This window comes from Rhodococcus sp. ARC_M5 (assembly GCF_022810405.1).
Lineage (GTDB): Bacteria > Actinomycetota > Actinomycetes > Mycobacteriales > Mycobacteriaceae > Rhodococcoides > Rhodococcoides navarretei.
This window is the reverse complement of sequence record NZ_JALGQE010000016.1, coordinates 1-14,003: the sequence shown is the minus strand read 5'-3', so window position 1 is coordinate 14,003 and position 14,003 is coordinate 1. Positions and strand designations below refer to the sequence as shown.

General features: G+C 62.4%; 13 protein-coding genes and 1 tRNA gene. 4 read left to right on the top strand and 10 right to left on the bottom strand.

Features of this window, described 5'->3' with window-relative positions; translation table 11 throughout:
* Window positions 1–28 precede the first annotated feature (28 nt).
* The 5 genes from MTX34_RS20455 to MTX34_RS20435 all read right to left on the bottom strand — a co-directional run bounded on the left by MTX34_RS20455 (window position 29) and on the right by MTX34_RS20435 (window position 4,215).
* Window positions 29–901: a TylF/MycF family methyltransferase gene (locus tag MTX34_RS20455; protein ID WP_243610605.1), complete on the bottom strand. Its 873-nt coding sequence runs from the start codon at window positions 899–901 to the stop codon at window positions 29–31.
* A gap of 51 nt (window positions 902–952) precedes the next feature.
* Window positions 953–1,855 carry a glycosyltransferase gene (locus tag MTX34_RS20450; RefSeq protein ID WP_243595918.1) on the bottom strand — a complete coding sequence of 301 codons (903 nt, stop codon included), beginning with the start codon at window positions 1,853–1,855 and terminating at the stop codon, window positions 953–955.
* Between the two features lie 34 nt (window positions 1,856–1,889).
* Window positions 1,890–2,690 carry an ABC transporter ATP-binding protein gene (locus MTX34_RS20445; protein WP_243595919.1) on the bottom strand — a complete coding sequence of 267 codons (801 nt, stop codon included), beginning with the start codon at window positions 2,688–2,690 and terminating at the stop codon, window positions 1,890–1,892.
* Window positions 2,691–2,700: 10 nt separating this feature from the next.
* Entirely contained in the window at window positions 2,701–3,537 is an 837-nt protein-coding gene (locus MTX34_RS20440) for an ABC transporter permease (protein WP_243610650.1), read from the bottom strand.
* A gap of 93 nt (window positions 3,538–3,630) precedes the next feature.
* Window positions 3,631–4,215 carry a bacterial proteasome activator family protein gene (locus MTX34_RS20435; protein ID WP_243610604.1) on the bottom strand — a complete coding sequence of 195 codons (585 nt, stop codon included), beginning with the start codon at window positions 4,213–4,215 and terminating at the stop codon, window positions 3,631–3,633.
* Between the two features lie 176 nt (window positions 4,216–4,391).
* On the opposite strand from MTX34_RS20435, the gene MTX34_RS20430 reads away from it, so the two are divergent.
* The gene (locus tag MTX34_RS20430) at window positions 4,392–5,597 is read left to right on the top strand and encodes a cysteine desulfurase-like protein (protein WP_243610603.1); all 1,206 of its coding nucleotides are present in this window, start codon (window positions 4,392–4,394) and stop codon (window positions 5,595–5,597) included.
* 71 nt (window positions 5,598–5,668) lie between these two features.
* On the opposite strand, the gene MTX34_RS20425 is transcribed toward MTX34_RS20430, so the two are convergent.
* Both MTX34_RS20425 and mgrA read right to left on the bottom strand, forming a co-directional pair.
* Window positions 5,669–6,658, bottom strand: a complete 990-nt coding sequence (locus tag MTX34_RS20425; RefSeq protein WP_243610602.1) for an NAD(P)H-quinone oxidoreductase — start codon at window positions 6,656–6,658, stop codon at window positions 5,669–5,671.
* 114 nt (window positions 6,659–6,772) lie between these two features.
* Window positions 6,773–7,807, bottom strand: coding sequence for an L-glyceraldehyde 3-phosphate reductase (gene mgrA, locus MTX34_RS20420; protein WP_243610601.1), 1,035 nt, complete (start codon window positions 7,805–7,807; stop codon window positions 6,773–6,775).
* 77 nt (window positions 7,808–7,884) lie between these two features.
* On the opposite strand from mgrA, the gene MTX34_RS20415 reads away from it, so the two are divergent.
* Together MTX34_RS20415 and MTX34_RS20410 are read left to right on the top strand one after the other, a co-directional pair.
* Complete coding sequence (locus tag MTX34_RS20415; protein WP_374640133.1) at window positions 7,885–8,397, top strand: MarR family winged helix-turn-helix transcriptional regulator; 513 nt, start codon at window positions 7,885–7,887, stop codon at window positions 8,395–8,397.
* Window positions 8,398–8,456: 59 nt separating this feature from the next.
* Window positions 8,457–8,546, top strand: a tRNA-Ser gene (locus tag MTX34_RS20410).
* A 255-nt stretch (window positions 8,547–8,801) separates the two neighbouring features.
* Here MTX34_RS20410 and MTX34_RS20400 read toward each other — a convergent pair.
* From MTX34_RS20400 to MTX34_RS20390, 3 genes are all read right to left on the bottom strand, one after another.
* On the bottom strand, window positions 8,802–9,926 hold the full coding sequence (locus MTX34_RS20400) for an XRE family transcriptional regulator (RefSeq protein ID WP_279393544.1): 1,125 nt from the start codon (window positions 9,924–9,926) through the stop codon (window positions 8,802–8,804).
* A complete protein-coding gene (locus MTX34_RS20395; RefSeq protein WP_243610599.1) occupies window positions 9,895–10,569 on the bottom strand; it encodes a hypothetical protein in 675 nt (224 codons plus the stop codon). Before MTX34_RS20395 ends, MTX34_RS20400 begins: the two co-directional genes overlap by 32 nt.
* 150 nt (window positions 10,570–10,719) lie before the next feature.
* The gene (locus tag MTX34_RS20390; RefSeq protein ID WP_243610649.1) at window positions 10,720–11,814 is read right to left on the bottom strand and encodes a tyrosine-type recombinase/integrase; all 1,095 of its coding nucleotides are present in this window, start codon (window positions 11,812–11,814) and stop codon (window positions 10,720–10,722) included.
* Window positions 11,815–13,164: 1,350 nt separating this feature from the next.
* On the opposite strand from MTX34_RS20390, the gene MTX34_RS20380 reads away from it, so the two are divergent.
* Entirely contained in the window at window positions 13,165–13,932 is a 768-nt protein-coding gene (locus MTX34_RS20380; protein WP_243610597.1) for a hypothetical protein, read from the top strand.
* Window positions 13,933–14,003: the final 71 nt, after the last annotated feature.

Sequence of the window (14,003 nt, the reverse complement as noted above, 5' to 3'; positions counted from 1 at the left end):
CATTTGGGCGCTCCCGTCAGCGGTGAGGCTACGAGGACCGCGGAGATCGACGCACTGGTGCCTTACGAATCCGTACGACGACCTGTTCGTTGTCGACCGTGTATCCCAGGTAGTCGAATTCGGTTCCGGTACGTGCCACGAATTCCGTCCACGCCCGGTACTCGTGGTTGCGCCAGCCGGGGAAGTTGAAGTACTCGTCGAACACGATGACGGTGCCCACGGCCAGTCGATCGGCCACCAGGTCCAGCACCGTGACCGTCGAGGAGTACAGGTCTGCGTCGAGGTGCAGGAACGCCAATTTCTCGTGGTGGCCCTTCAGAAATCCCGGAAGTGAGTCCTCGAACAACCCGGGAACAATCTGCGCGCCCGGCACTTCGGGAATGCTCTCCTGCTCGAACAGTCCTTTCGGAAAGCCGGTTCGCCAGGTCTCGGGTAGACCGGAGAACACGTCGAATCCGGCGACTACGGTGATGTCTTTACGCGACGCCAATTCTTCGGCGATGATCTCGAGCGTCGTGCCGCTGGCCACACCGAATTCGAGTGCCATACCGCGGATGGACACCTCGCCGAGCGCAAATCTCAACGTCGCGTGGGGCAACGGAAAGGTGGGAGCAGTCGACATCATTTCTTCGGCGAACTCGGCACTTTGGGCGGCGGCCTCGACCTCGGAAGCGAAATAGAGGTCGCGGCGCATGCGTAGCTCCAGCCCGCGCACAAAGCCGCGTAAATCCTCGATCTCACGCCGTTGACGTTCGAGAACGTCGAGCAATGTCGCCTGCTGATCGCTGGTCTGCTCGGCCAGCTGTGCGGTCTGCTGAGCCAGAACCTCGCCGATCGCTCGTTGAAGCTTCTCCCGTGCCGACGACTTGATGCGATCAGCGAGCTTCCGAGGTTCCGTCATGGGCACACGGTAGCGGTATCACGTGGGTGCGCGCACCCCTTGGCGGCAGCGTCAGGGCCTACGAAAGTGTTCCCGACGCCCCAGCCCGCGCAACCGGAACCACTCGGCCAGACCCTTCGGGTTCCGAGTGGTGATCAGGAAGAACCAGGTGAACCGAATCCACTCCTGCGGCAGCAGCTTTCGCATGCCCGGCTGCGACATCAGGTAGCCGCGATTGCGGTAGGTGAAGTAGCGCTTGGTCGCGTCCTCGGGGTACTGCGTGTGCATCCGGCCACCGAGGATCGGCTTGAACTCCTCGGCCCCGTTGGGGTGGACGTAGGCGGCAGTGAGGCACGTGCCGAACTTCAGCCCCGAACGCTGCAGTCGACGATGTACTTCCACTTCGTCACCGCGCACGAACAGACGGAGATCGGGCACGCCGACCGCGTCGATCGTCGACGCCTTGAACAGAGCGCCGTTGAACAGCGATGCGATGCCTTCGAGAAGATCGTCGTCCGGGTTCGCCGGGTCGATCAATTCCGATCGCAGTCGACGCCATTCGACGCCGCGGCGCAGCGGGAACGCCAACCGGTCCGGATCCTCGATGTCGCAGACGACGGGGGAGACCTCGTCGAGTCCGTGGGTGAGGGCACAGTCGTACAGGGTCTCGAGCACCTTCGGGCCCTCGGGTCGGCCGTCGTCGTCGGCGAGAAAGACCCAATCGGCACCGAGTGAGAGCGCATACAGAATGCCGAGCGCGAATCCGCCTGCGCCGCCCAGGTTGTGCTGCGAGCCGAGGTACGTCGTCGGCAGGCCGATCGACTCGACCAATTCACGCACGGCGGACTCGTCGGCATTGTCGACGACGACCAGATGATCGAGCGGACGCGTCTGCGCACCGATCACGTCCAACGACAGCGCCAACAACTCACGCCGCTTGTGCGTGACGATGACCCCGACGATCTTGTCGCTCACGTTCTCGATCCCCTATTCGTTCCGCAGGCTCCACTCACTGCCGGTCGTCCCGCTCGATCTCCTTCAGGATCTGCGCGACGTGGTCTCCCGCGTCGTCACCGTCGTACGCGCGCACCACGTCCTCGATGCCGCCCTGCTGCCGAATCTGGCCGTGATCGATCCACATCGCGGTATCGCACAGCTGAGCCAGGAATTCGTTGGAGTGGCTGGCGAACACCAGGATTCCCGAGCGCTTCACCAACTCCTGCAGGCGATGCCGAGCCTTCTTCATGAACTCGGCGTCGACGGCTCCGATGCCCTCGTCGAGCAGCAGGATCTCCGGGTCGATGCTGGTGACGACGCCCATCGCGACGCGCACGCGCATGCCCGTCGAGTACGTGCGCAGCGGCATGTCGAGGTAGTCGCCGAGTTCGGTGAAGTCCGCGATCTCGTCCATCTTCGCGAGCATCTGCTTGCGGGTCTGCCCCAGGAACAGGCCGCGGATGATGATGTTCTCGTAGCCGGAGATCTCGGGGTCCATGCCGACGCCCAGATCGAACACCGGCGCGACGCGGCCGCGGATGGTCGCGCTGCCTCGGGTCGGCTCGTAGATGCCGGAGAGCAGCCGCAGCAGGGTCGACTTGCCTGCACCGTTGTGTCCGACGAGTCCGACGCGGTCGCCGTCCTTCAGATTCATCGTGATGTTCTTGAGGGCCTCGACGACGACGACGTCGGAGGAGTTGCGGTCGATCGCGCCACCGGCCTTGCCGAGGAACGCCTTCTTCAGTGACCGCGTCTTGGCGTCGAAGATGGGGAAGTCGACGCATGCGTCATGGGTACTGATGCTGATGGACAACTGCTGACCCCTAAACCCAGTAGGGCACGCGGGCCCGGTACTTCTTGAGAGCGAGAATGGCCAGCGCCCAGCCGACGACGGTGAATCCGAGCACGATGTACCAGTGGTACGCCTGCTGATCCTCGCCGATCAGGGGGGCCCGGATGATGTCGAGGTAATGGAAGAGCGGGTTGATCTCGACGAGCTTGGCGCGATTCGCGGCCTCGCCGCCCATCTGCTGCAGGCCCGAGGTGGTCCACACGATCGGCGTCATGAAGAACATCAGCGTGACGAAGCTGCCGAGAATGGGAGCGATGTCGCGGTAACGGGTGGCGATGATGCCGAACAGAATGGACACCCACACGGCGTTGAGCAGGATCAGCACCAACGCGGGGATCGCGAAGACCACGGTCCAGTGCAGCCCACCCTCGGGCCAGAAGATCGCGATGATGATCACGTAGATCAGCATGTTGTGCCCGAACAACAGCAGTTGACGCCACACCAGCCGATAGATGTGCACGCTGAGCGCGCTCGGCAGTTGCTTGATCAGCCCCTCGTTCGCGACGAAGACGTCTCCGCCTTCGAGGATCGCGGCACTGATCAGGCCCCACACGATCAGGCCGACCGTGACGTGCGGCAGGAACTCGCGCAGATCGATGTTGAGCAGGACCGAATACAGCAACCCCATGGCGATGGCCTGCACGCCCGTGGCGATGGTGATCCAGAACGGGCCGATCACCGACCGGCGATACCGCTGCTTGATGTCCTGCCACCCGAGGTGCAGCCACAGTTCGCGCTGATTGAAACCGGTTCTCAGGTCGCCGAACGCGCGCCGATAAGTCTGTGAGTCCGAAACCGGAGCAGGCATCTGATCTCCTGCCTCGCTCTCGGGATCCTTCGCTGGTGCCGACACGACGGTCGACACTACCTGCAATCGTCTTCTCGGCTCACTCCGAGCGCGTCACAGGTACTGGCCGGTACCGCTGCCACCGTGACCGGTGCCACCTGGTGCGCCCATCACGCCGGGAGGCAGGGCGCCCTGACGCATCTGCTCGAGTTGGGCACGGGCGGCCATCTGCTGTGCGAACAGGGCCGTCTGAATGCCGTGGAACAGTCCCTCGAGCCAGCCGACGAGCTGAGCCTGGGCGATGCGCAGTTCCGCATCGGTGGGGACGACATCGTCGCCGAAAGGAAGCACCAGACGCTCGAGCTCGTCGCGGAGTTCCGGCGCGAGTCCCTGTTCGAGTTCGTGGATCGACGACTTGTGGATTTCCTTGAGACGGGTGCGGCTGGCGTCGTCGAGCGGTGCCGCGCGCACTTCCTCGAGCAGTTGCTTGATCATCGTGCCGATGCGCATCACCTTCGCAGGCTGCTCGACCATCTCCGACAGGCCCGATCCGTCGTCCGAATCTCCGTTCGCAGACGATCCGGCGGCGCGCGCAGCTGCGGCCGTGGCCTCCTCGCGGCTCAAAGCAAGCGGCTCTCCGTTGGGGCCGATCACAACGACGTGGTCCCCGGGGGCACTGTTCGACTCGGATTGGGTCATGTACCCATCTTTACGCGTCGCTCGTCGTTGCGCGATCGTCCGGGGCGATTATCCTGGTTCGGTCGTCGGGAACAGTGGAAGCAGGGAGGGATCGAGCGTGCGAAGTGGGCAACCGTTCCCTGGCGAAACAGGACGTGGAACACATGCTTTACCGGTCGGCGCTTAGAGTGTCCGGCATGGGGTACGACGTCGCACGGGTCAGAGGGTCCATTCCCTCCCTCGGCGACGGGTGGATTCATCTCGACCCTCAGCTGGGAATGTTGATTCCGGACCGCGTGTCGACGGCCGTCTCGACGGCTTTCCGGCACAGTGCGTCCAATCATTCGGCCGGCAATATCGCGGCCAAGCGGAGTGCCGCTCTGCTCGAATCCGCTCGCGCCGCAATCGCAGATCTCGTCGGGGCCTATCCGTCCGGGGTCGTCATCGGACCGGACCGCGCGACGTTGCTGTCGTGGCTCGCGGATTCGATGAGCTCGCGGCTCGGTCTGGGGACCGGGCTGGTGCTCTCGCGTCTGGACGAGGAAGCGAACGTGGCCCCGTGGCTGCGAGTGGCCAGCCGAACCGGTGCGCACGTGAAGTGGGCCGAAGTCGAAATCGATACGTGTGAGTTGCCCACGTGGCAGTTCGACGACCTCATCACCTCCACCACTCGGCTCGTCGCGGTCACTGCGGCGTCGCCGATCGTCGGTAGTGCGCCCGACGTTCGAGTCGCGGCTGATCTGGTGCACGAGGTCGGTGGGCTGATCGTCGTCGACGCCGCCGGAGCCGCCCCGTACGCCCACGTCGACATCAAGGAACTCGGGGCCGACATCGTCGCGATCGACGCGGCCGCGTGGGGCGGGCCGTCGGTCGGCGCGCTGATCTTCCGTGATCCGACGCTGTTGGAACAGTTGCCGTCGATGTCGCTGAACCCGTCGGCCAAGGGGCCGGAGCGGTTAGAGGTCAGCGCGCACCAGTACGCGTTGTTGGCCGGTGTGGTGGCGTCCATCGATTACCTGGCCAATCTCGACGACGCTGCGACGGGAACGCGTCGTGAGCGGCTCGAGCTGTCGATCGGATCGTTGCAGTACTACCACGACGGTCTATTCGACTACCTGATGAAGGCCCTGAACTCCTTGGATCACGTCATGGTGCTGGGCAACGCACCCACCCGTGTTCCCACCGTCAGTTTCACGGTCGAGGGAATGCCCGCGGTGAAGGTGTCCGAGCAACTCGCGCAGGCAAGAATCGGCAGTGTCAGCGGAGTCCACGGCGGCAGTCGGCTGCTCGACGCGTTGGGCGTCAACGACGAGGGTGGTGCCGTCACCATCGGTCTGGCTCCGTACACCACCCGATACGAGATCGATCAGCTCGTCAAAGCGCTCACTGCACTCGCCCTCTGAGAGCGGCTGCGCCGCACGTGAGCGGAACTTCGTAGCCCACTACGAAGTTCCGCTCACATCAGCGGGTCGGGCTACTGGATTCGCAGGATCACTTTCCCGATCGTCTCGGCCTCATCGAGCATTCGATGTCCCTGTGCTGCTTCGGTTATCGGGATCTCGGCGTGCACCACGGCGGTGACGCGTCCCTCGGAGATCATCGGCCACAGGTGTGCGGTCATGTCTGCGACGATGTTCGCCTTGCTCGACGGGCCGGTTTCGGGGCGGCCACGCAACCCGGCGGCGTGCACCGATCCGCGCTTGGCGAGGAGTTTGCCAAAGTTCAGCTCGCCTTTCACACCACCCTGCATGCCGATGGTCACGATGGTGCCGTCCATGGCCAGGGCGTCGAGGTTTCGATCGAGGTACTTCGCACCCATGTTGTCCAGAATCAGGTCTGCGCCGTGATCCTCGGTCTGCGAACGGATCTCGGCGACGAAGTCCTGGTTCTTGTAGTCGATCAGGATGTCGGCACCCAGGTCTGCGCACATGTCGAGCTTGTACTTCGATCCGGCCGTGACGGCAACGGTCACGCCCATCTGCTTGGCCAATTGGATTGCGTGCGTTCCGATTCCGCTACCGCCGCCGTGAATGAGCAAGACCTGTCCCGAACGCATGTGCGCGTCCATCACCAGGTTGGACCACACTGTGGACGCCACCTCCGGAAGTGCCGCTGCCACATGCAGATCGAGACCACGAGGGATGGGGAACAGCTGGGTGGCGGGCACGGCGACCTGCTCGGCGTAACCACCGCCGGCCAACAGGGCGCAGACCCTGTCGCCGACGTTCCAGCCGCTGACCCCCTCGCCGAGTTCGGAGATGATGCCCGAGCATTCGAGTCCGAGAATCTCGCTCGCACCCGGGGGCGGTGGGTAGTTGCCCTGACGCTGCATCAGATCGGCGCGGTTGACGGCGGTGGCCGAGACGTCGACGATCACCTGCCCGCGGCTGGGACGAGGGTCGGGAACCTCTGTCCATTCCATGACGTCGGGATCGCCGAACTCTTTCAGTGTGATGGCACGCATGTCTCCATAGTGCGCCTCCGGCGCAGTGGTGCGGTTAAGTGCCCTCTGGAGCACCCGGGAGTGGAGCCTGCGGAACGACCCGCAGGCAGAGTCGCACCACTACCGCAGGCACTCCTACAGGTCCCAGAGGTTGATTCCGAAGTCCTCGGCGTGCTGGTCGATCTGCGTGAGCTCGGCGTCGGTGAAGTCGAGATTGTCCAGCGCCGCCACGTTGTTCTCCAGCTGTTCGACGCTCGATGCGCCGATCAGTACCGAGGTCACCCGCGGGTCGCGCAGGGCCCAGCTCAGGGCGAGTTGGGCAAGGGATTGGCCGCGGGTCGAGGCTATGTCGTTCAACGCCCGAAGGTGTCCGATGTGGTCGTCGGTGAGCCAGTCCGGGTTCAACGACTTACCCTGTGCTGCTCGTGAATCCGCAGGAATACCGTCGAGGTACCTGTCGGTGAGCATGCCCTGGGCCAGAGGTGAGAACGCGATGACGCCCGCGCCCACTGCGTCGAGGGTGCCGAGTAGTTCGGGCTCGATCCAGCGATTGACCATCGAGTAGCTGGGCTGGTGGATCAGGAGGGGAACACCCGCGTCGGCGAGCAGGTCCGCCATCTTCTGAGTCCCCTCGGGTTTGTAGGAGCTGATGCCCGCGTACAGGGCCTTGCCCTGCTGAACCGCGCTGATCAGAGCGCCTGCAGTCTCTTCGATGGGGGTGTCGTGGTCGGGGCGGTGGCTGTAGAAGATGTCCACGTGGTCGAGTCGCATGCGCGTCAACGATTGGTCGAGCGAGGACAGCAGGTACTTGCGGGAACCGCCGAAACCGTACGGGCCGGGCCACATGTCCCAGCCTGCCTTGCTCGAGATGATCAGCTCGTCGCGGTATCCGGCGAAGTCCTCCGAGAAGATGCGGCCGAAGTTCTTCTCCGCACTGCCGTACGGCGGGCCGTAGTTGTTGGCCAGGTCGAAGTGCGTGATCCCGAGATCGAATGCGCGACGCAGGATCGCGCGCTGGTTCATCAGCGGTACGTCGTCACCGAAGTTGTGCCACAGCCCCAACGAGATCGCCGGCAGCTTCGGCCCGCGGGAGCCCACTTGCCGAAAAAGCATGGACTCGTACCTGTCGGCAGCGGCAACGTACGGCGGGTCGATGTTGGGGTCTGTCATACCTCGACCCTAAGGCGCGGTGCCGAACAGGGCCCCGAACCACGGCAACCTACTCGTGGGTAGATTTCCTGCCTAAGATGACACGCGTGACGGCCGAACCAGCCATTGGTCCCGGGGGGGACCCGCAGTGGCTCGATACTGCGGAAATGACAGCATGGCGCGCCTACATGGACGGCGGGCAACGATTGATGGGGGTGTTGAACAGGGAGCTGCACGACGGCCACGATCTGTCGATGGCGGAATACCGCATTCTGGTGATGCTGTCGGAATCGGACGACGGCTCCATCAGAATGAGCGAGCTGGCCGACGGTGTCCTGTCCTCGAGAAGTCGCCTGACGCATCAGATCAGGCGCATGGAACTGCAGGACATGGTGACTCGCAGCACCTGCGTCAACGACGGCAGGGGCGTGCTCGCGGTGATCACCGAGGAAGGCCGTCGGCGACTTGCGGAGGCGGCACCCACCCACGTCCGCGGCGTACGTCGGCACCTCCTGGACATCCTCTCGCCCCACGAACTCGAGGTGCTGGGTGACATCTTCGAGAAGGTCGACGCCGCGATGGACGCCTCCGGCTCGACACCGCTACGATGAGGGGCGGGCTATGAGGGGCGATTGGGTCTCGGGCCGCCGGGCCGTTTAAGATCGCACACGGAAGCGTGGCAGAGCGGCCCAATGCACTCGCCTTGAAAGCGAGAGACGTGTAAAAGCGTCCGGGGGTTCAAATCCCTCCGCTTCCGCCACCTAGCAAGGCCCTGATCTCACCGAACGGTGCAGGTCAGGGCTTTTTCTTTGTGGTTATGGTGGCTAACAACGCCCGGGTTGCCCACACCTTGCCCACAAGCGCCCCAGTAAAGCGAGTCAGGAACCAGCGACCGGCCAGCCTGCCGGGTCTCCGGCTAATGCGACAGACTCAGCGGGAATTGCGCACCGATCTGCAACAAAGCATGGACGAACCGGGGAATCGATCAACCCGCCTCGACGGCGCACAGCAGTAACTAGACGACGCGTAGGTGCCGTTCGGTCGGAACTTCACGCTCGGAATCGCTCAGTACCTCTGTCTCCTGGGCTGTCCGGAGTTCCACGCCGAAGGTCAGGGCGTGAACGTCGCTGATGGGCAGGTGGAGATCGTTGGCGATTGTTCGCGCCGTGATGCTGCTCGACCTATAGCGATCGAGTATCTGCGTGAAGACGCGCGAGATCTCGTAGGTCGGCATTCCGCCGGGCTCATCCTTGCGGAACCCGCGCTGAGACAGTTCGATGCAGCAGTGGCGGTAGGCCCACTCGGACATTCGGCCTGCTCTGTGAGCTGCGAACGCAAGTGCCATCGCCGACACCTTGAACTGACTGCGAGTCTCGATGACATCGTCAACGGAAGGGTTCTGCCGTAGGTATTCAAGGATGCTCGCGGCCGGCATCAAGAACTCAGATGCGAAAGCGTCGGCCTCGCGTTCCTGGGCGGTCGTCTCCTCTGATTCGGCGCTGTGCAGCACAAGATGTCCGAGTTCGTGTGCCAGGTCAAACCGGATTCTTTCTGGTGTCTTGCGTCTAGCGAGGAATACGTACGGATAAGTACCGCGCCAGACCGAGTACGCGTCCACTGCGTCGGCGAAGGGGGGCAGGCTATAGACCCTCACGCCGCGTGACTCACACAACTGGACCAGGTTTGGCAGAGGCTTCGTACCCAATCCCCACATACCCCGCAGGAGGCGCGCAGCCATTCGCGGATCCTCTCCCGCGAAGGACGGTAGGTCGACTTCGGGCAGGACAAAACGAGAAGAAATCCATCTGTCTATCTCGACACCAGAGATGCCGGCCGAAACGGCTGCCTCGCGCTCGCGTGCGGTCGCACGCCGAGCAGCACGAAACCTGACCTCAGACGACTCTAAGCTGGGTGCGCCTCCCCGGCCGAAGTACTCAACCGGAAAATCTAGCGATTCAGCTATTGACGCTGCGGCTGAGGCAGGAGCGCTCCCAGATTCGTACTTAGTGATCGTGCGTGGCGTGAGGCCGAGTTTTCTCGCCAACTCGGTCTTTGTGAGTCCGCGTCGCGCACGAGCGATACGGATCCGATCCGGATCGAGATAGGAACTATCCGGCCTCGACCACTCGGAAGTCGACATCCTGACCTCCTACGTCGAGCGGCTTCTTGCCTGGGATGTTCTGCGGTTCCCAGCTCGGAAGGATAACGCGCACACGCCATCCTGTGAACTGGCCAAGTGACTCGTCGAAGCCTAACGGTAGTGAGATCTCGCGCCTGATGGACCCCTCTGCGCGGTGATAGATCAGGAACCAGTTGCCGCTCGGCGGTGCAGACGAGTCCAAGGCTCCGGTATCGCCCCGCAGAGCCTGAACGGTGATCAACGACGCGGTCCCGTTTACAGCCTCGGCAGTTGAACGCCCCTTCCTCCGCGCGGCATTTGGGCCGCGAGGATGGTCGGCAATACCCGTGACGTCATCTCCGCCCACTGTCGACAACGTGTACTGCTTGTTCGTGTGTTTCGAGATGGGTCGGTTCTGGGGGTTCTGCGGCGACCACTTACCACCGTCGGCGAGGCGTTCTCGAAGGAGAGCGACGACCGTCATCCACCGACTGAGCCCTGCAGCTGTCACGGGGTAGTAGTTTGTGACGTTCCCGGCTGCGACCTCTCCCGCTTCGATGGCCTCCGTGATGTCGGTGAGGCTTATGTCCATTCTTTCGAGATAGCTGATTGCTTCATCCGGCCCGATGACGGTTGGCGGCTGCAGAGGTACGGGCTGAGTCATACGGTGTCTCGCTTCCGGTTGCGTCCTCATATTCTTGCACAAAACCGGAATATCTCCTGCTAGTGGGCCGGTGTGTCGCAACAAACCAGACAGCGGGTCCATTCGTACGGCTAGTCGATTCGGATCGGGACCGCAGGGGTTGCGGTCTACTCAGGCCTTGCTGTGCAGTAGCGCTGATACCGCCAGATCGAGCGCCTCCGCGACTGCGTCGAGGTCGTCGTCGAACAGATCGGCGTAAACATCAAGCGTCATCGCAGCGGACGCATGGCCGAGCATTCGCTGAAGCGCCTTGACGTTCACTCCCGCACTGATAGCAAGGCTTGCGGCAGTGTGCCGCAAGTCGTGAGGGGTGAGCCGAGGAACCCCGGACTTGTAAACAGCCCGTGTGAACCAGCCTGTAGACGACACAGACCGCCGGAGGTAGTCACCGTCGCGACCGGGGAACAAGAGGTCGCCGCGGCACTTTCCCTCGCAGACTCGCGCCAACTCGATGATCAGGAATCGTGGAACGGGAACCGACCGTGTCTTGTGAGATTTGGGCGTACCGACGTGGATCTGGTTGTCCACCTGGACGGCGTTCTCGACAACGTTCAAACGCCTGCGTAGTAGATCGAGATGTTGAACGCGCAGTCCGATTGCTTCGCCCCACCGCAAACCGCAGTACGACAGCAACAGGACCAGCACCCTATGTCTGCCGGCGGCGGCCGCAAGTTGGTCCACCTGTACGTGGTCGAGGTAGACGTGGGACTTCCTGGTCTTTCGTGGCAGATTTTCCACTCCGCGAGCGGGATTCTTTGCGAGTCGCTTGGCCTTGACGGCCGAGTCGAGAATCCCTGCGAGGACTCCGTAAGCCCGTATAACCACCGTTGCGCCTTTGCCCGAGCGGGTCAGGTCGGCAATCCAGCGCTCCACCGCGTCCAGGTCGATCTCATTTAGCCGCGTTGTCCCCCAACGAGGTTGCACGTGTACGCGCCAAGCTGTGTCAAGTGACTTGAACGTGGACGGTTTGACATCTACCTGTTTGCGAGAGAGCCAGCCCGCGCTGATTTCCTCCACTGAAACGATGCCCAATCTGTGAGGCACGTACTCGCCTCGCATCTTTTCAACTTCTACCGTCGCGGCGAACGCCCGGGCGTCGCGTTTGGTCTTAAAGCCGCGCTTGTCGGTCTGCTTGCGATCTGGCGTGCGGTAACGAACGCGATACCTCGTCCCATGCGCAGTGTCGTAGCTACTTACAGTCGCCACGATCGATGGCTTCTTGTAGTTCTGCCCGAAGTTGGCGCGCGATGCTCCCGCGTAATTGCGCGTTTGCGCCCTCTCCAGCGCGCGCATCGCGTTCGGCGGCAAAGCTCCGTCCCCACGTAACCGCGCATAGCTCCGCGAGACCGCGCTTGGAAAGCCCAAGACGTTTGCGGACGCGCTCTTCGGCGCTTCCTGATACGGCCAAGATGGCGGCTGCGGTAGATAACTCCCGCATTGTCGCCTCTCGCTTGACTCGTACCGCTCGAACCGTGCCTTCCTTCTTGACGGGGATCGTTAGGTCACGCCGTATCTGTAGGGAGGCTTCTGGAAATCGCTCAATCGACTTGCCGGAGAACCAGCCTGCTAGTTCAGTCCCGCTGACAGTCAAGGAGTCGTTGATATCGACACTCTCGGTCGTCGACAACAGAGCCGCTACGGTCACGTCGTGGCAACCCGCCTCAGACAGCGCTAGGCAAACCGCGATGAGTGTGGGTACTGAGGGGGAGGCTCGACCAGACTCGAAATCGGCGACCCGAGACTCCGTCCAAGGGAGCCCTACCCGCCGTGCCGACAGCGCAAATTCGTCGAGAGTCACACCTGCTGACAGGCGAAACCCTTTGGCGTTTAGGCCGATTAGCCGCGAGAGCGCAGACTGTTTACTGCTCATAACAGCAGGCTACGTCGTTCGACGTAGGTTGACAACTCATGACTAGAAGCGCAGTATCAAGCATCGTCGAATGACGAAGCATGAGGAGACGAAATGGACATAGGTTCAAGACTTGCTACGCCGCGTGAGGTTGCTGACTTCATCGGCACCACTGTCGCGGGCATGGCGCAGATGAGACACCGAGGAAACGGTCCCGACTTCGTAAGAGCTGGGAATCGAAAAGTCATGTATCGCTGGGAGGACGTTAACGGCTGGGTCGAGCGCAACCGCTTTTGCCGCACGGATCAGCACAGTTAGGAACTGAGTGGTTGAGGTCCTATTAGCTGCTCAGTACCCCTAAACCGGAAATGCCCCCGCCTTGCTGTTCGAGCAGCGAGACCACGCGGGGGCCCGGTTCCCTACCGACAGGAAGGTCACCATGAACAAGCATAGGCGAGAACTCTCGCCCTACATCCTTGCCGGACTTGCGCTCATACAAAGGCTGCCAAGAAACCGGTGCTTTGTCCTTGCTGAAATTGCGGGAGATCTTCCTCATCCCGATCACAGCTATGAATCTGCTCGATTGATCGGAGAGGCCCGCCATCGTGGTCTGATCGTGCGCGCAGGATACGGTCCAGCGAGACGGCCAAGTTCGCCCCTAGCGCCCGCCAACGTCTGGCGTCGTACTCGGCAACGCTCTTACCACGGTGGTGATCGTCTTGGCTCCGAATAAGCAGGGCACCGCTGACGACGCGGCACAAAGGACGACCCAAGATCAGCAATTGGGTTCGATCTTCGTCTACTCGGAATGGCCTGAGCCTGCTGTCCATCCTGCGGCTGCGGCTGGGGACTCAGGCGAAACAGTCGCCGCGTCCCGCGGTGTGGTTCGTTCAAGTTCGACGGCGACAGTTCTTATGCGAATTGCGCTCGATCGCTACACGTTTGGCTGCACACCGGAGGGGTTGGCTTTCGCACGTGGTCCCGCCGGCCATGTTATTCGGCCGATCAAAGGCGGCAGGGGCGGTCTGCGGGCCGAGCTGGCACGTGAATTTTATCGACGCGAAAGCAAGATCGCCTCGTCGTCAGCACTCACAGACGCTGTAGCAACCCTCGAAGGCATCGCAACTGACGGGCCCGTGGTGAACGCGTACCTTCGGACTGCTGAATACAACGACGCGGTTTACATCGACCTGGGTGATATCGACGAGTCGGTCATCGTTATCCAGGCAGGCGAGTGGTCACTGACTCGCGAAAATGTGCCGGTGCTGTTCCGTAGGACAGCCTTGACCGGCCAATACTCTCCGCCGACCACAGATGGCAACCTTGACAGCCTGTGGGCGCTCATTAGCATCGCGCCAGAGGACAGGCCACTCGTCCTGGCGTTCATGGTCTCCGCATTGGTACAGCCGGACGTACCCCTGACGGCGCTCAGCGAAAATGCTCAACCTCGCTCAGTGAAAGTGCTCACCCGGTAGCGGTGATCACTGTAGCGGTTGGCGGGTCCCGGTGACGGCTTTGCGGAGCATTTCCGAGCGTGCGTTGTGGT